Below are 16,661 nucleotides of genomic sequence, written 5' to 3'. Positions count from 1 at the left end.
AAACCGGGTGAAGATGGAGTGTGACCTCCTGGGTCCTGCACGTCGACCTCGACCAGTTCCTGGCCGCGGTCGAACTCCTGCGCCGCCCGGAGCTGCGCGGACGCCCGATCGTCGTCGGCGGTGACGGTGATCCCGGCAAGCGCGGCGTCGTCAGTACCGCCTCCTACGAGGCCCGCGCCCACGGGGTGCGTTCCGGGCTTCCCCTCCGTACGGCCGCGCGGCGGTGTCCCGAGGCGGTGTTCCTCCCGGTGGACCGGCCCGTCTACGAGGCGGCCTCCGCAAAGGTGATGGCGGCCCTGCGGGCGTACGGTGCGATCGTCGAGGTGGTCGGCTGGGACGAGGCGTACGTGGCCGTCGACGCCGACGATCCCGAGGCGGTGGCGGCCGAGCTGCGGCGGAGGGTACGCGACGCGACCGGGCTCGACTCCAGCGTCGGCATCGGGCGGAACAGGCTGCAGGCCAAGCTCGCCACCGGCTTCGGCAAGCCCGGCGGAGTCTTCCGGCTCACCGGCGGCAACTGGTACGACGTGCTCGGCGACCGGCCGACCGACGCGCTGCAGGGCATCGGGAGCAAGACCGCCCGGCGGCTCGCGGCGCTGGGCATCGACACGGTACGGCAATTGGCGGCGGCCGACCCGCAGGAGCTGGCCGGAGAGCTGGGGCCGGCGACCGGTCCGTGGCTGGTGCGGCTCGCCCGGGGCGAGGACGACACACCCGTGAGCGGCGCGCCGTACGTCGCGCGTTCGGTCAGCCGGGAGGTCACCTACCAGCGCGATCTCGACGACTGGGACGAGGTACGGAGGGAGGTCGTACGCCTGGCGCGGCAGGTCTCCGGTGAGGTCGGACAACGACCGGTCGTCCGGGTCGTGGTCAAGGTGCGGTACGTCCCGTTCACGACTCGCACGCGCGGCCACACCCTCGACGAACCGGCAACGGAGCGACTCGAACAGGCCGCCGTCGCCGCGCTCGGCCGCTTCACCACCCGCCGCCCCGTGCGCCTTCTTGGCATACGGGCGGAGTTCGAACGGTGACGCCCCGGGAGAACCCCGCCACTGCGGAGGCGGGGCTCTCGTCATGCGACAGAGAGTCAGTCGTCGGCTACGGCGATCTCAACGCAGTTTCCGCCGTTGCCGCTCCAGCTGCTCCTCTGCCAGTCGTAAGCCATGTCATCCCTCCTCTCCGCTGGTAGGACCCCCGTAGCTGCACGGAAAGGATCTTGAACGCGAAGGGGCGGGTGCGGGGAGCGGTATGACGACCTTACTAGTAAATAGCAGAAAATACTTCTGTTAAGACAAGCGAAATGTTGGATCCAAGGAAAAACGCCTGCTAAAGCGCTGGATGTGGATATTCCGGTGAGCGGTGCTGGAACGACAGGATCGCGGGATTTTTGATGACGCCGTCCTGAATTTCGATGGCGCGCCTGATCGTCTGGTCGTTCTCCCAGGCGGGCGGCCCGTCCAGGACGGCTCGCAGGTGGGGGAGCAGCGCCTCGCTGATCTCCCAGGTCGCGGAGTTCCACAGCAGCGACGGGCTGTGGTCCACCGCGTAATAGTGCACATTGTCGCCGACGTCGAACATCGGGTCGGTGAACGACGTCGGCTTGGCCCACCCGAAGCCCATGCCCTCGTCACAGGACACGTCGATCAGGAGGCTGCCCGGAGAGAAAGCGGGCAGGTCGTCCTCGGTCACGAACGTCAACGGCGCGTCGGGGTTCTGCAGAACGCAGTTGACGACGATGTCATGCTCGGCGAGGAACGGGGCCAGCGGCTTCCGCGCCCCTCTCTGGAGCGTGTGGTTGCCGCGGGGACCGTGCCCGAAGTGCACGATGCGCGCGGAATGGATCGGCGACGCCACCGCGGTCACGCCGCGGTTGGTGAGGATGTTCACCTCGTGCACGCCGTGCGCGTTGAGGGCCGTGACCGCGCCGCGGCCGGTCGCGCCGAAGCCGATGACCGCAGCCCGCAGCCGCCGTCCGTAGACCCCGGTCGCGCCGATGAGCTGCAGCGCGTGCAGCACCGAGGAGTACCCCGCCAGCTCGTTGTTCTTGTGGAACACGTGCAGGCTGAACCCGCCGTCGGCGGTCCAGTGGTTCATCGCCTCGAACGCGATCAGCGTCAGGCCGTGGTCGATGGCCAGCTGGGTGAGCTCCGTGTTCTGCACACAGTGCGGCCACCCCCACAGCACCTGTCCCTCGTGCAGCGCCGCGAGGTCGGCCTCCAGCGGCTTGGCCAGCAGGATGACGTCGCAGTCGGCGGCGAGCTGGGCGCGGGTGCGCAGCCCGGCGACGTACGGCTCCAGCTCCTTGTCGGACACGCCGAAGCGCCCGCCATAGCCGTGCTCGAGGTAGATGCTCGACCGCAGGTCCGGGTCGATCCGCTCGAAGTGCATCGGGTGGATCGGAAGGCGGTGCTCGTTCTCCTTGCGTGAGTGTGACATCACTCCGAGGGTGAGTCGGTTCATGATCGAGATGAGGTCGTGGAGGGCATCCCCCCAGCCAACCGTGGGTGGGCGACCCGGCGAAACCACCAAGCCGAGCAGGGCTCATCACGGTTGCTGATCACCGTACGGGCCCTCAGCGGGCCGCCGGGTCCGGGGACGCCAGCCAGCCCAGCCGCTTGGACATCGCCCGCGCGCAGTCGATCACGGTGCGTACGAGGTCGGAGGTCTCGGCCGCTCGCCACAGGATCGACCAGGGGTAGTGCGACATGGGCTCGACCAGGGGCCGCCAGATCGTCCCCGGGAGCGCGGAGATGCAGGACGAGGGCACGCAGTAGAGGCACCGGCCGCCGGCGACCAGCGACGCGGCGGCGCGGATGCTCTCGACCGTCCCCTCGTAGACGGCGGGTGTGAACCCGGCCGCCCGGCACATCTCAACCACGAACTGGTTGAACTCCGGCGCCCGCCCGTCTTCGGCGAGCAGCAGCGGCTCGCGGGCGAGCGTGGCGACGGGCACGCCGTCCATGGCCGTGAAGCGATGCCCGTCGGGCACCAGCACCCCCAGCGGGTCGTCGCGGAACAGGTGCGAGGCCACCCCGGGCGGGGCCAGCGCCGCCCGGCCGATGCCCACGTCGAGGCGGCCGTCGAGAAGCTGCTGGTACTGCTCAGGAACGCCGGCCTCGACCTGGTGGATCACCAGGTCCGGATGGCGCGCCTGGACCTCGTGCAGGATCTGCGGCATCGAGTCATAGCTCGCGTCGATGATCCCCACCCGCAGCCGCAGTGAGGACCCGGCCGCGTTCCGCGCGATCTGCGCCGCCCGGTCCACCTGCGCGACGATCTTGCGGGCCTCGATGAGGAACGCCGCGCCGGCGACGGTCAGCCCCACGTGGTGCGTGCTGCGCTCCAGCAGGCGAACGCCCAGCTCGCGTTCGAGCCGCTGCAACTGCTGGCTCAGCGCCGACTGCACGATGTGCTCCCGCGCCGCCGCCCGGCCGAAATGCAACTCCTCGGCCAGCGTCACGAAATAGCGCAGTTGACGAAGCTCCACGTTCCGCCACCTCCGCTCATCTCCGATACCCCTTCGTACGCACAGGTTCACATGGCCGACCGCCGCGATCCAGTCGGCGATCAGCGCAGGTGATAACCCTTGCCTGTATTGCCGGTTTCCGTAAGGGCGGGGTCACGGTCCACTGGGAGTGACCGGAAAACGTGGCGAAGCGGAGGACGGCGATGGTTCCGCACGGACCGAGCGTGGACCTCGACGCCCGGAGAGCGAGCCCGAACGGGGCGACGCCCCGTTGCGGCCATCTCGACGCCTGCGAACCGGTGCCGCCCGGCTCGGCCGTCTGCCGGGAGTGTACTGCGGCCGGTACGGAGTGGGCCGATCTCGTGGCCTGCCTGAGCTGCGGCTGGGTGGCCTGCTCCGACGACTCGCCGGAACGTCACGCCTATGCGCACTACGAGGAGACCGACCACCCGGTCGCGCGCGCACTGCGGCCGGGGCCGGTCTGGAACTGGTGCTACGTCCACCGGCGCCCGGTCTGAGCGCCGGCCAGCAAGGAGAAAAACGAATGGGTCATGACACTCTGAGATCCGGCGAAACGCCGGAGACGGCGAGCGTCCGCCGAGGCCGACCGAGGGCCGCGCGCGGCAGCGACTATGCCGAGCTGTCCCGCCAGGTCAAGCAGGCCGGGTTGCTCGACCGCCGCCCGGCCTACTACGCGGTCAAGATCACCCTCAACCTCATGCTCTTCGCCCTGGGGTGGGTGATCTTCGCGCTGCTGGGCCGATCCTGGTGGCAACTGGCCGTCGCGGCGTTCCTCGCCGTGACGTTCACCCAGGTCGCCTTCATCGGGCACGACGCCGGGCATCGGCAGATCTTCGCCTCGAAACGGGCGAACGACCTGCTCGGCCGCCTGCACGGCGGCCTGCTGGTCGGGCTGAGCTACGGCTGGTGGGTGGACAAGCACAACCGCCACCATGCCCACCCGAACCAGGAGGGCCACGACCCTGACATCGCCATCGGCGCGATCGCCTTCACCGAGTCCCACGCCCGCGCGCGACGCGGCCTCGGCGCGCTGCTGGCCAGGTACCAGGCCTACCTGTTCTTCCCGATGCTGCTCCTGGAGGGCCTCAGCCTGCACGTCGCCAGCGTCCGAGCGCTCCTGAACCGCACGCATACGTCTCCGAGGACGCGGCTGGCCGAGGCCGCCATGCTCGTCGTCCACACGGCCGGCTACCTCACGGTGCTGTTCCTCGTCCTGACGCCGGTCCAGGCCGTGTGCTTCCTGGTCGTGCAGCAGGGCCTGTTCGGGGTCTACATGGGCGCCTCGTTCGCGCCGAACCACAAAGGCATGCCGATCTTCGGCGAGGACGAGAAGATCGACTACCTGCGACGTCAGGTCCTGACGTCGCGCAACGTCCGTGGCGGCCGATTCACCGACTTCGTGCTCGGTGGTCTCAACTACCAGATCGAGCACCACCTGTTCCCCAGCATGCCCAGGCCGAGCCTCCGGCGCGCCCAGGCACTCGTCCACGCGTACTGTAAGCAGCACGGAATCTCGTACGCCGAGACGTCCCTGGCCCGCTCCTATGCAGAGGTGATCCGTCACCTCCACGCGGTCGGCGTCACCGCATCGCGGCGAACTCCTACGAAACCGGCGGATGGCATGGGCGTTGCCTGAGCCGGGCGGCATACGAAACGCCCCGGAAGGATTCGGACGGTGTACGAGCGCATCCTCGTCGCGGTCGACTGGTCGGCGACCACCGAGGCGGTGCTGGACCACACCCGGCGGCTCGCGGCGCTGACCGGGGCGGCCGTGCACGTCCTGCATGTCCGGACCACGGAGTTTCCCTCCGTGCCCCAGATGCTGGGCGACCTGGCCAACCAGGCGCTGGCCGGCGGGCCCACCGAAAGTGACGCGGGCGGCGCCGCCCGGCGGATGGTCGAGGACGCGGCGGCGGCCCTGGCCGCTGAGGGGATCGGCGCCGAGGGCCTTCTGCTGGAGAGCGCCCCCGGCGACACGCCGCAGGCCGTGCTCGACCAGGCACGGGCCTTCGACGCGGACCTGATCGTTTTGGGTGCCCGAAATCACACCCGGCCGTCGGCCCTCTTCCGGTCGAACGTCGCCGATGAAGTCACCCGGCAGGCGAAATGTCCGGTCCTCATCGTGCCCTGACATGATCCAACCGGCCCACGCGGTTTGCGGAGCTTCCGGCTGTGGTAGCTTGTTAAAAGTTGCAGTTGTGGTTCCCATAAACTTTATGCGCGCCTGCTGGTTCTTCACCTCAGGCGCGTTTTGTTTGCACCGGTTTACCTGGTTGGGGTCATTTCAGCGACGCGGGTTCTCAAGTGAGAGTCCCGCTACTGCCCCAGAAAGAAAACGGACACATGGCTACAGGCATCGTGAAGTGGTTCAACTCCGAAAAGGGCTTCGGCTTCATCGAGCAGGACGGCGGCGGCGCCGACGTCTTCGCTCACTACTCCAACATCGCGGCCCAGGGCTTCCGTGAGCTTCAGGAAGGCCAGAAGGTCCAGTTCGACATCACGCAGGGCCAGAAGGGCCCGCAGGCGGAGAACATCGTCCCCGTCTGATCGGCAACACCGGCACGGGCCCGCACGTCTTCGTGCGGGCCCGTGTTCGTTTCCGGCGGCGTCACCGTGAGTTCGCGGTCGTGCACACTCGGGTACGAAGAGGCTCATGGGGTCCTCGAACACACCACGGCACGGCACGTGACGCGCGGCCGATCCGCCCTCTGGCAGGGCGCCCTGCGGCGGCTGGCCGGCACCGCCGAGTGGCTGACCACTCCGCTGCTGCCCGATGACTACCTCACGCTGCTGAACCCCCTGTGGGCAGCCCGCGAGCCGCGCGCCCGGGTGGAGGCCGTACGGCCGGAGACCGCGGAGGCGGCGACCATCGTGCTCCGTCCCGGCCGGCACTGGCGGCCGCACCGCCCCGGCCAGTGGACCCGGATCCGCGTCGACATCGACGGCGTGCGCCACTGGCGCACCTTCTCGCTCTCCTCACCGCCCCGTACGGACGGCCTCGTCACCATCACCGTGAAGGCCGCCGGACTCGTGTCGGGCCACCTCGTCCGGAGCCTGCGGCCGGGAACGATCGTGGGCCTGGCCTGCCCCGAGGGGGAGTTCGTCCTGCCGGACCCGCCGCCCGCGCGCCTGCTGTTCCTCACCGCCGGCAGCGGCATCACGCCCGTACGGGCGATGCTGCACGGCCTGCCCGCAGAGGCGTCCGACGTGGTCCTGATCCACTCCGCGCCGGCGCGCGAGGACGTGATCTTCGGCGTGGAGCTGCGGGACCTGGCGGCACGCAGGCCCGGCCTGCGCCTGTACGAGCGGCACACGCGGTACGACGGACGCCTCGGCCCGGCCGGCGTCGCGGACCTGTGCCCGGACTGGGCCGAACGCACGGCCTTCGCCTGCGGGCCCGCCGCGATGCTCGCCGCCGCGGCCGAGCACTGGGCCGCCCACCGCGTCCCGCTGCGCGTGGAGCGCTTCCACCCCGTCCTGCGACCGCCGTCCGGCGGCGACGGCGGCCGCGTCCGCTTCCTGCGGAGCGGCCGGGAGACCGAGGCCGACGGCCGCACCCCGCTGCTGGCCGCCGGCGAGGAGGCGGGCGCGCTGCTGCCGAGCGGCTGCCGGATGGGCATCTGCCGCAGCTGCCTGGGCCGGCTCGCCTCCGGCCGCGTCCGCGACCTGCGCACCGGGCGGCTGCACGGCGAGGTGGGGGACCTCATCCAGACCTGCGTTTCCGCCGCCGCCGGAACCGTCGAGATCGACCTGTGAACGGGGGCCGAGCCATGTCCACCACCGACCGCCTCAGCCGGGCCGACGTCGAGGAGTTCGGCCGGGAGCTGGACCGGATCCGCGACGAGGTCCTCGCGAGCCTCGGCGAGGACGACGCGCGCTACATCCGCCGCGTGATCGCGGCGCAGCGCCGGCTGGAGGTGGCCGGGCGCGCGCTGCTCTTCGCGTCCTGGCTGCCGCCGGCCTGGCTCGCCGGCACGACGGCGCTGGCCACCGCCAAGATCCTGGAGAACATGGAGATCGGCCACAACGTCCTGCACGGGCAGTGGGACTGGATGCGCGACCCGAAGATCCACTCGACGACGTGGGAGTTCGACATGGCCTCCCCGGCCCGCCAGTGGATCCACTCGCACAACGTCGTCCACCACACCTGGACCAACGTGCTCGGCAAGGACCGCGACCTCGGCTACACGCTCCTGCGGGTCAGCCCGGAGCAGCGCTGGCATCCGGTCTACGTCCTCCAGCCGTTCTACAACGCGCTGCTGGCGATGTTCTTCGAGTACGGCATCGCGCTGTACGACCTGGAGGTCGAGCGCGTGCCGTCGGGCGAGAAGACCGCGGGCGAGGTGCTGACCCAGCTGCGCGCCATCGCGGCCAAGGTGGGCCGGCAGGTGGCCAAGGACTACGTGGTGTTCCCGCTGCTGGCCGGCCCCGCCTTCGTGCCGGTCCTGCTCGGCGACCTGACCGCGAACCTCGCCCGCAACGTCTGGGCGCACACCGTGATCTTCTGCGGCCACTTCCCGGACGGCGCCGAGGTGTTCACCGAGGACCGGCTGGAGAACGAGACCCGCGGGGAGTGGTATGTCCGCCAGCTCACCGGCTCGTGCGACATCGAGGGCGGGCGGCTGCTCCACCTGATGACCGGCAACCTCAGCCACCAGATCGAGCACCACCTGTTCCCGGACCTGCCGAGCAACCGGTACGCCGCGATCGCGCCCCGGGTCCGCGAGCTGTGCCGGAGGTTCGACCTGCCCTACAACTCCGGCTCGTTCGCCCGGCAGGTCGGCTCGGTCTACCGCCGGGTCCTGCGGATGGCCCTGCCGGGCCCCGCTCGCCCCGAGCCCGAGCCGGTCCCGGCGCGGACCCTCCGGAGCGTCGTCTGACGTACGCCGTCGCCGGCGGAGGGGGTGCCGCCATGGCGCGAGGCACCGTACAGTGCTGGCCCTGTCGGATCTTCTGATGGAATGATCGTCAGAAGACCTGACATCCGCTTTCCTCCCATTTGTCCTGATCCATAGGATTGTGGAGTCGAGCCTCGGAGGGGCAATGAGCATTCTGGGCACCCGTGTGGTACGCACCGAAGACCCGCGCCTGCTGACCCGTGGCGCGGTCTACGTCGAGGACCTGCGGTTGCCCGGGCTCCGGCACGCGGCGTACGCGACCTTCGTGCGCAGCCCGATGGCCCACGCGCGGATCACCGAGATCGACGTGTCGGCGGCGCTGGCCGAGCCCGGCGTGGTGGCCGTGTTCACCGCGAAGGACCTCGCCGACCTGCCCGGCGGCGCGAAGGACGTCCCGGAGGTCGAACCGCTGCTGGCCGGAGAGACCGTGCGCTTCGCCGGCGAGCCGGTCGCGCTGGTCCTGACCGACGAGCACTACCAGGGCGAGGACGCGGCCGAGCTGGTCAGCGTCGACTATGACCCGCTGGACGCGGTCATCGGCGTCCAGCAGGGGGTACGCGACGAGACGCTGCTCTTCCCCGAGTCCGGCACGAACGTCGTCGCCCGCGGAGGCGCGGAGGAGTTCGACGACAAGGCGTTCGCCGACTGCGAGGTCGTGGTCGAGCACACCATCGTCAACCAGCGCGTGGCGGCGGTCCCCATGGAGGGGCGCGCCGTCGCCGCCACCTGGGCCGACGGCCGGCTGACGCTGTGGGCCAGCACGCAGAACGTCCACGGCGTGAAAGCGGCCGTGACCGGGCGCCTCGGCCTCGACGCCGAGGCGGTCCGCGTCATCGCGCCGGACGTCGGCGGAGGGTTCGGCGCCAAGATCGGCATCGACCGCGAGGCGATCGCGGTCGGCTGGGCCGCTCACCGTACGGGCCGGGCGGTCCGCTGGGTGGAGACCCGCAACGAGAACCTCCTGGGGATGTCCCACGGCCGCGGGCAGCTGCAGACGCTCACGATCGGCGGCAGCCGGGACGGCAAGGTCGACGCGTATCGCCTGGAGATCCTCCAGGACTGCGGCGGATACATCCGGATGGCCACGCTGATGCCGACGCTGACGATGCTCATGGCCAGCGGCGTGTACGACCTGCCGAAGGTCGAGGTCGCGTACCGCACGGTCCTCACCAACACCACGCCGATCGCGGCGTACCGCGGGGCCGGCCGCCCGGAGGCGACCGCCGCGATCGAGCGGGCGATCGACCTGTTCGCCGCCGAGATCGGCATGGACGCGGCCGAGGTGCGCCGGCGCAACTTCGTCGCCCCGGACAAGTTCCCCTACACGACGCCGACCGGCGCCACGTACGATACCGGTGAGTACGCCAAGGCCCTCGACACCGTGCTCGACGCCGCCGGCTACCAGGAGCTGCGAGCCGAACAGCAGCGGCGCCGCGAGCGCGGCGACCCGTTCCAGCTCGGCATCGGGGTCTCCACGTACGTGGAGATCACCGGGGGCGGCCCCCAAGCCGGCGAGACGGCTTCGCTGGAGGTGCACACCGACGGCACCGTGACGGTGTGGACGGGCAGCTCGCCGCACGGCCAGGGTCACGCGACCGCCTGGGCGATGCTCGTCCAGGACGAGCTCGGCATCCCGATGGACAAGATCACGGTGCGGCACGGCGACACCGACGTGCTCACCGAGGGCGTCGGCACGTTCGGCTCCCGCTCGCTCCAGCTCGGCGGGTCGGCGCTGCACAACGCCGCGGTCGAGGTCAAGGAGCGGGCGCGGGAGCTCGCCGCAGAGGAGATGGAGGCCGACCCGGCCGACCTCGTCCTGGACACCGAGAGCGGCACCTGGACCGTACGCGGGGTCCCCGGGCAGGGAGTGGGCTGGGCGCAACTCGCCGAGCGCGCGGGGGAGAGCGGGCTGTCGGCGAACACGAAGTTCACCACCGACCAGTCGACCTTCCCGTTCGGCGCGCACGTCGCGGTGGTCGAGGTCGACGTCGAGACCGGCCGCGCGCGCCTCGTACGCCACGTCACCGTCGACGACGCCGGGCCGGTGCTCAACCCGATCCTCGCCGAGGGCCAGCGCCACGGCGGCATCGCCCAGGGCGCCGCGCAGGCGCTCTACGAGGAGATGGCCTACGACGAGTACGGCAACCCGATCACCGCCACGCTCATGGACTACTCCTTCGTCAGCGCCGCGGAGCTGCCGAGCTTCGAGCTGGTGTCGATGGAGACGCCCACGACGGTCAACCCGCTCGGCGTGAAGGGCATCGGCGAGGCCGGGACGATCGGTTCCACGCCGGCCGTACAGAGCGCCGTGGTCGACGCGCTCGCCCACCTCGGCGTACGCCACGTCGACATGCCGGCCACCCCCGAACGCGTCTGGACCGCGATCAACGAAGCGAGGACCGCCCAGTGAACGTGACGATCATGGTCAATGGTGAGAAGACCAGCCATGAGGTGGAGGACCGCACCCTGCTGGTCCACTACCTGCGCGACGCGGTCGGCCTCACCGCGACCAACGTCGGCTGTGACACCAGCACGTGCGGCTCCTGCACGGTGCTCCTGGGCGGTGAGTCGGTCAAGTCGTGCACGGTCCTGGCCGCGCAGGCCGACGGCGAGGAGGTCCGCACCGTCGAGGGCCTGGCCGGCGAGGGCGACGAGATGGACGTGGTGCAGAGCGCCTTCCAGCAGCACCACGCCCTGCAGTGCGGGTTCTGCACCCCGGGCATGGTGATGGCGGCGACCTCGCTGCTCAGGGAGAATCCCGACCCCACCGAGGCCGAGGTGCGCACGGCCCTCAAGGGCAACCTGTGCCGGTGCACCGGATACCACAACATCGTCCAGGCGGTCCTCTCCGCGGCGGAAGGTGCGCGATGATCCCCTCGAAGTTCGTCTACCGGCGGGCCGGCTCCGCGGAGGAGGCCCTGAACCTCGTCGCCGAGTACGGCGACGAGGCGAAGTTCATCGCGGGCGGCCACTCGCTGCTGCCGCTGATGAAGCTCCGTCTCGCCCAGCCCGAGGTCCTCGTCGACATCGGCCGCCTGCGCGAGCTGTCCTACGTCCGCGCCGAGGCGGACCACATCGCGATCGGCGCGCTGACCCGCTACCACGACCTGGAGCACTCGGACGTGCTCGCCGAGGAGCTCCCGCTGCTCGCGCGCGCCTCCAGTGCCGTCGGCGACCCGCAGGTACGCCACCGCGGCACCATCGGCGGCTCGCTCGCCCACGGCGACTCGGCCTCCGACGTGCCGGCCGTCGTCCTCGCGCTGGACGGCGTGCTGGTCGCCTCGGGCCCCTCGGGCGTACGGGAGATCCCCTCGGCCGAGTTCTTCCGCGGCCCGTTCGAGACGGCGCTGGAGGACGACGAGCTGCTCACCGAGATCCGGGTGCCGCGGCCCGCGTCGAACGCCTGGGCGTTCCAGAAGCTGACCCACCGGGCCATCGACTGGGCCATCGTCGGCGTCGCCGTCCAGGGCCACTCGGTGGGCCTGGTGAACATGGGGTCGACGCCGCTGCGGGCCACGGCCGTGGAGCGCGCGCTGGCCGACGGCGCCTCGATCACGGACGCGGCGGCCCAGGCCGCCGAGGGCACCTCGCCGTTCGCCGACGCCAACGCCAGCTCGGAGTACCGCTCGCACGTCGTACGGGTGCTGGTCCGCCGGGCGCTGGAGGAGGCCGGCGCGCGCTGATCAGAGCCAGTCGCGCCGCTTGAACATCAGGTAGAGCACGACGGAGCCCAGCGCCATCAGGACCAGCGCGAACGGATAGCCGCCGACCCAGTGCCGCTCCGGCATGTGGTCGAAGTTCATCCCGTACACCGTGCCGACGAACGTGGGAGCGAAGAAGATCGCCGCCCAGGCGGAAATCCGCTTCAGCTCCTCGTTCTGCGCGTAGCTGGCCTCGGTCAGCCGTTTGACCTCCTCGTTCTGGGCCTGGTCCAGCAACGTCGACTTGATGGTCAGCACGGTCTGGTAGAACTCCATCACGCCCTGGATGTACTCCCGTTCGCCGTCGGCGATGCCGCGCACGCGTTCGAGCTGTTCGGCCATGTCGGCCGCCAGCTTCTGGCCGCCCGGCGAGACGCCGGTCAGGGCCCGCATCCGGTCATAGGTCGCGGCGCCCAGCGCGCCCATGGTGCGTACGGCGAGCAGGCCGTGGCGGGCGCGGAACAGCTCGTTCAAGAACTCCACCGGGTCGCCGACGTTCCCGCCGGTGACCCGCTGTTCGAGCCGCCAGACGTCGCTGGTCACCGCCTCGACGAACGCCTCCTGGCTCCGCGTCACCGCGGAGACGACCGCGTGCGACAGCTCCCAGGGGGTGGCGGGCCGCAGCCGCCCGGCCCGCAGCCGCCGCAGCACGGACTCGGTCTCGCGCAGCGCCGCATCCGGCCGTACCGCCGGGTTGAGCGGGCCGTGCACGGTGACCAGGTAGTTGCGGCCGACGAACTGGTCCAGCTCGAGATAGTGGACGTGCCCGCGCTCACCCCGCTCCGGGGTGTGCAGCACGACGAACACATGGTCCGGGTAGGCGTGCATCTTGGCCACCCGGTTGCGCTCGACGCAGTCGTGGATCGCCATGGGGTGGAAGCCGAACACCTCGGCCAGCACCTCGGCGCCTCCGGCGTCGCAGCTCGGGATGTCGACCCAGAGCACACCCTCTCCGCCGCCCAGCAACTTCGGCAGTTCCTTCACGGAACGCTCTTCGACTCCACCCGCGGTGATGAGGCGAACGTCCATCCGGCTCACGCTCCTTCGTCTCGATCATGCCAAGGACGTTCGCCGAACGGACGCACGCCCCGGCACCTCGCGGGTGCCGGGGCGTGCCGCCGGCACTAGGGCCGGTTGATCGTGAAGGTGGTCGTCGTGTTCCTGATGTCCACGGCGTTGTCGCTGAGCTTGAGGTTGTTGAAGGTCGCCGAGCCGACCGCCGGGCCCTGCCCGGGCTCGGGCAGCTCGTTGGCCCAGATCCCGAAGCCGGACTTGGCGTCGTAGGCGTCGCCGCTCTTGTGCGCGCCGCTGATCGTGACGTTGGTGAGCACGGTGTCGGTGACCGGGTTCTGCGGCTGGCCTCCGACGTAGTTGGTCTGGAACATGATCCCGGAGTACGTCGGGTCCACGATGTCCACGTCAGTGACCCGGATGGCCCGGAACTGCTTGGAGGCGGAGAACATCCAGATCGCGGGGAACGTCTGCGCGCCCCAGAAGTGGCCGCCGGCCCGCACGATCGAGATGTTGCTGAAGGTCGTCTGATCCGGTCCGAAGTCCTCCATCGGGTAGCCGAAGTCCAGCGAGCTGATCGTGATGCCGGAGTAGGTCAGCGTGTCGGCGATGTAGATGTTCTTGACGGTGTTGTCCTGCCCGCCGTAGACCGCGAGGCCGGCCGCACGCCACGGCAGGATCGCCGTGAGGTTCTGCAGGACGTTGTTCTTCTCGCCGGAGCTCCCGGAGTCGGTCGCGGCGAACAGCGCGAAGCTGTCGTCGCCGGTCGAGCGGGCCTCGTCGTTGGACACCAGGTTGTCCGAGCTGCCGTTGGTCATGTTGATGCCGTCGGCGAAGGTGTCGCGGATCCGCGAGTTGGTGATCGTCATGTGGTCGGTGTTGTTGCCCCAGTACATGCAGACCATGTGCTCGACCCAGATGTTGTCGATCGTGTCGTTCGCGACGTTCTGGAGGTCGAACACCTTGCCCGGCCCGTCGATCCGCGAGGTGTAGTTGCCGAAGTAGGCGAACCCGGAGAACGTCGAGCCGTTGGCCGTGGAGTCCGCCCGGATCCCGATGTCGGTGTTCTCCTGACCGGTGGGCGCCTGGAACTGGGTGTACCAGGGGCCCGCGCCGACCATCTTGATCGCCTTGCCGTACACCTGGAGCTTTCCCGACGTCTGGTACGTGCCCGCGGGCAGGTAGACGCCGGTCAGGGTCGGGTCCTGCCGGGCCTTGTCGAGGGCGTTCTGCACGTCCTGCTGGGCGAACCCGGCAGGCACCGTGTACTTGGACGGGTCGGGGTTGGCGATCGGCGACACCTGCTCGGTGTTGATGAAGTCGATCGAGTAGTACGCCGCGCTGTTGGCCGCGTCCTTCTGCAACCGGATCTTGTGACCGGCCGCCACGGTCGTGCCGAGCAGGACGTGGGCCTCGTCGTAGATGTGGCGCGGGGTCGAGTCCGGCGAGTTGCCCGGGCCCGTCTCGTTGCCGTACAGCCACGCGTAGTGCGAGGTCAGGTCGATGGTCTTGAGGAACGTGCCGTCGACGTAGATGCCGAGCGTCGAGTTGATCCCGCCGCCGCCGGAGGCGTCGGGGATGGCGAACCGGGTCACCAGGGTGTTGGTGCTGGCCTTGGTGGTGAACTCCACGCTGCTGCCCGTGGAGGCGAGCTTGACGGCCCGGCGGCCGGACGCCTCGCCGCCGAGGTCGCCGATGGTGCGGTTCGGGCCGACGACGGTCGCGCCGCCGGCCAGGACGCCGTCCTCGGCCTCGTAGCTGTCGTAGGGCATGTTGGCGCCGCGGCCGACGAAGAACGGCGTGGTGCTCGTGTTGTTGGCCTGCTTGACCGGTAGCTCGTTCGGGTCATTGGCGAGTACGACCTTGACCGTGTACTTGCCGTTGGCCGCGGTCCACGAGCCGAGGTTGACCGCCGGCGCGGTGGCGCCCGCGGCGATCGTTCCGCTGACCGAGCCGGTGAGCGTCTTCACGACGGCGTTGTTCGCGTCGAGGAGCGTCAGTGTGATGCCGTGCGAGCCGGAGCCGGAGGCGATCGTGCCCTGGTTCTTCACGGCCACGTTGAAGGAAACGTTGTTGCCGCTGGAGGGGTTGCTCGGGCTCCAGCTGACCGAGGCGACCAGGTCCGAGCTCGACACCGGCGCCACGACCAGCGACGTCGGGTTGGTATAGCTGTTGTTGGTCTCGTTCAGCTCCAGGACGGTGTCGGCCTCGTCGACCTTGCCGACGAGCTGGTACGTGCCGGCGGTGCGCGTCCCGGCCGAGACGGTCACGGCGCTCGACGCGCCGGCGGCGAGGGCGCCGACCGAGGCGGTGCCGACCTTCTGGCCGGAGAGGTAGAAGTTGACGTTCGTCGCGTCCGAGGCCGCCGTACCGGTGTTCTTGACCGTCGCCTTGAGGCTGACCGAGTCGGTCTCGACCGGCGAGGACGGGGTCCAGGACATGTCGCTGATCGTGAGGTCGGGCGCCGGGGCCGCCGAGCCCATGACCTGCAGCTCCCCGACCTGCCCGCCCGGCGCTCCGGAGTTGGAGGTGAACTTGAGCTGCACGTCGGCGACCGTGGCGGAGACGGGGATCGTCACGGTGTTGGCGCCGGAGTTCGGGTTGAACGTGTACGACGTGGCGCCCACGAGGCTGGTGAAGTTGCCCGTGTGCGCGGGGCGCCCGAGGACCTCGATGGTCTGCGTACGGGTGCCCCAGATCGGGTCCGGGTTCAGCTTGACGACGACGGAGCTGATGTTGGCCTTGGCGCCGAGGTCGACGCTCAGGGTCGCCGGGTACGCGCCGCCGGCGCTCTCCCAGTAGGTGCCGACGTTGTTGTCGTTGGCGTTGGTCTCGACGAAGTCGTAGACGTGGGAGGAGGCCGTGATGGGCTTTCCGGCGGCCAGGTTCGTGTCGGCGGCCGGCGCGACCGGCTTGGACGACGCCGACGCGGGCGTCGCCAGTCCTAGCGCGGCGAACAGGCTGACCACGGCGGTCGCCGCGACCAGACGCAGACGTACGTGCTTCGGTCTCATTGCGCCTCTCGTCTGAGACATGCGTTGTCGCACGCGACAACGCGTGAGGGGGCACGTGCCTGGGGGAGGCATGTGGGACGCATCCCAGAGGTTAGATTTCTTGACAAGGCAACGCAAGAGGCAAACTTTTCCTCGCAAAAAGTCAATCAAAGGCGTGGCCTTAGGGTGACGTCTCCGGGGTCGCGTCCTGACCGGGGCGCGACCGCGCTTGGAACGATCGAAAGGAGACGCGATGGCTCAGCGGGTGGCGCTGGTGACCGGCGCGTCACGCGGCATCGGGGCCGCCACGGCCCGGCGGCTCGCGCGGGACGGGATGGCGGTGGCGATCAACAGCCACCCCTCGCCGGTGAGGGTGGCCGCGGCGGAGGAGGTCGCCGCCGGGATCCGGGACGAGGGCGGTACGGCGGCGGTCTACGTCGCCGACGTCGGCGACGCGGCGTCGGTGGACGCGATGTTCGGCCGCTGCGAGGAGGAGCTGGGCCGGGTCGGCGTGCTGGTGCCCAACGCCGCCACGACCAGGCGCGCGGACTGGACCGAACTCACCGGCGCC

At 70.1% G+C, this 16,661-nt stretch carries 15 protein-coding genes; 11 read left to right on the top strand and 4 right to left on the bottom strand.

The features are described 5' to 3' along the window. Positions 1-20 precede the first annotated feature (20 nt). The gene (locus QWU11_RS02570) at positions 21-1,031 is read left to right on the top strand and encodes a DNA polymerase IV (RefSeq protein WP_290103353.1); all 1,011 of its coding nucleotides are present in this window, start codon (positions 21-23) and stop codon (positions 1,029-1,031) included. Positions 1,032-1,326: 295 nt separating this feature from the next. Here the strand turns inward: QWU11_RS02570 and QWU11_RS02565 are convergent, their stop codons facing one another. Together QWU11_RS02565 and QWU11_RS02560 are read right to left on the bottom strand one after the other, a co-directional pair. Beyond that, the gene (locus QWU11_RS02565) at positions 1,327-2,436 is read right to left on the bottom strand and encodes a N(5)-(carboxyethyl)ornithine synthase (protein WP_290103352.1); all 1,110 of its coding nucleotides are present in this window, start codon (positions 2,434-2,436) and stop codon (positions 1,327-1,329) included. 136 nt (positions 2,437-2,572) lie between these two features. Continuing rightward, positions 2,573-3,487: a LysR substrate-binding domain-containing protein gene (locus QWU11_RS02560; RefSeq protein ID WP_290103351.1), complete on the bottom strand. Its 915-nt coding sequence runs from the start codon at positions 3,485-3,487 to the stop codon at positions 2,573-2,575. A gap of 182 nt (positions 3,488-3,669) precedes the next feature. Between QWU11_RS02560 and QWU11_RS02555 the strand changes: the two genes are divergently transcribed. The 9 genes from QWU11_RS02555 (at position 3,670) to QWU11_RS02515 (ending at position 12,068) form a co-directional block, all read left to right on the top strand. Then, positions 3,670-3,984, top strand: a complete 315-nt coding sequence (locus QWU11_RS02555) for a UBP-type zinc finger domain-containing protein (RefSeq protein WP_290103350.1) — start codon at positions 3,670-3,672, stop codon at positions 3,982-3,984. 26 nt (positions 3,985-4,010) lie between these two features. Further along, positions 4,011-5,123: an acyl-CoA desaturase gene (locus tag QWU11_RS02550; protein WP_290103349.1), complete on the top strand. Its 1,113-nt coding sequence runs from the start codon at positions 4,011-4,013 to the stop codon at positions 5,121-5,123. A 39-nt stretch (positions 5,124-5,162) separates the two neighbouring features. Beyond that, the gene (locus QWU11_RS02545) at positions 5,163-5,618 is read left to right on the top strand and encodes a universal stress protein (RefSeq protein ID WP_290103348.1); all 456 of its coding nucleotides are present in this window, start codon (positions 5,163-5,165) and stop codon (positions 5,616-5,618) included. Between the two features lie 212 nt (positions 5,619-5,830). Beyond that, the gene (locus QWU11_RS02540) at positions 5,831-6,034 is read left to right on the top strand and encodes a cold-shock protein (RefSeq protein WP_290103347.1); all 204 of its coding nucleotides are present in this window, start codon (positions 5,831-5,833) and stop codon (positions 6,032-6,034) included. A 138-nt stretch (positions 6,035-6,172) separates the two neighbouring features. Beyond that, entirely contained in the window at positions 6,173-7,243 is a 1,071-nt protein-coding gene (locus tag QWU11_RS02535; protein ID WP_290103346.1) for a ferredoxin reductase, read from the top strand. A 14-nt stretch (positions 7,244-7,257) separates the two neighbouring features. Then, positions 7,258-8,367 (top strand): fatty acid desaturase, encoded by a 1,110-nt coding sequence (locus tag QWU11_RS02530; RefSeq protein WP_290103345.1) that lies wholly within the window; start codon positions 7,258-7,260, stop codon positions 8,365-8,367. A gap of 163 nt (positions 8,368-8,530) precedes the next feature. After that, positions 8,531-10,795 (top strand): xanthine dehydrogenase family protein molybdopterin-binding subunit, encoded by a 2,265-nt coding sequence (locus QWU11_RS02525; RefSeq protein WP_290103344.1) that lies wholly within the window; start codon positions 8,531-8,533, stop codon positions 10,793-10,795. Beyond that, complete coding sequence (locus QWU11_RS02520; protein WP_290103343.1) at positions 10,792-11,256, top strand: (2Fe-2S)-binding protein; 465 nt, start codon at positions 10,792-10,794, stop codon at positions 11,254-11,256. The genes QWU11_RS02525 and QWU11_RS02520 overlap by 4 nt, the downstream gene beginning before the upstream one ends. Beyond that, the gene (locus tag QWU11_RS02515; protein WP_290103342.1) at positions 11,253-12,068 is read left to right on the top strand and encodes a xanthine dehydrogenase family protein subunit M; all 816 of its coding nucleotides are present in this window, start codon (positions 11,253-11,255) and stop codon (positions 12,066-12,068) included. The genes QWU11_RS02520 and QWU11_RS02515 overlap by 4 nt, the downstream gene beginning before the upstream one ends. On the opposite strand, the gene QWU11_RS02510 is transcribed toward QWU11_RS02515, so the two are convergent. After that, positions 12,069-13,115 (bottom strand): magnesium transporter CorA family protein, encoded by a 1,047-nt coding sequence (locus QWU11_RS02510; RefSeq protein WP_290103341.1) that lies wholly within the window; start codon positions 13,113-13,115, stop codon positions 12,069-12,071. A gap of 95 nt (positions 13,116-13,210) precedes the next feature. After that, positions 13,211-16,111 (bottom strand): CARDB domain-containing protein, encoded by a 2,901-nt coding sequence (locus QWU11_RS02505; RefSeq protein WP_290103340.1) that lies wholly within the window; start codon positions 16,109-16,111, stop codon positions 13,211-13,213. A gap of 232 nt (positions 16,112-16,343) precedes the next feature. Here QWU11_RS02505 and QWU11_RS02500 point away from each other — a divergent pair. Beyond that, the coding region (locus tag QWU11_RS02500) for an SDR family NAD(P)-dependent oxidoreductase (RefSeq protein WP_290103339.1) at positions 16,344-16,661 on the top strand (318 nt) is incomplete at its 3' end.

The organism is Actinomadura sp. DC4 (genome assembly GCF_030406325.1).
Classification (GTDB): domain Bacteria; phylum Actinomycetota; class Actinomycetes; order Streptosporangiales; family Streptosporangiaceae; genus Actinoallomurus.
The sequence above is the reverse complement of the archived record's forward strand: the minus strand, read 5'-3'. Positions and strand labels throughout refer to the sequence as shown.

Coding starts and splice junctions, on each gene's coding strand:
- QWU11_RS02515 (WP_290103342.1), top strand. CDS start 11,253: ATGATCCCCTCGAAGTTCGTCTACCGGCGGGCCGGCTCCGCGGAGGAG.
- QWU11_RS02510 (WP_290103341.1), bottom strand. CDS start 13,115: ATGGACGTTCGCCTCATCACCGCGGGTGGAGTCGAAGAGCGTTCCGTG.
- QWU11_RS02525 (WP_290103344.1), top strand. CDS start 8,531: ATGAGCATTCTGGGCACCCGTGTGGTACGCACCGAAGACCCGCGCCTG.
- QWU11_RS02565 (WP_290103352.1), bottom strand. CDS start 2,436: ATGTCACACTCACGCAAGGAGAACGAGCACCGCCTTCCGATCCACCCG.
- QWU11_RS02505 (WP_290103340.1), bottom strand. CDS start 16,111: ATGAGACCGAAGCACGTACGTCTGCGTCTGGTCGCGGCGACCGCCGTG.
- QWU11_RS02530 (WP_290103345.1), top strand. CDS start 7,258: ATGTCCACCACCGACCGCCTCAGCCGGGCCGACGTCGAGGAGTTCGGC.
- QWU11_RS02550 (WP_290103349.1), top strand. CDS start 4,011: ATGGGTCATGACACTCTGAGATCCGGCGAAACGCCGGAGACGGCGAGC.
- QWU11_RS02555 (WP_290103350.1), top strand. CDS start 3,670: ATGGTTCCGCACGGACCGAGCGTGGACCTCGACGCCCGGAGAGCGAGC.
- QWU11_RS02540 (WP_290103347.1), top strand. CDS start 5,831: ATGGCTACAGGCATCGTGAAGTGGTTCAACTCCGAAAAGGGCTTCGGC.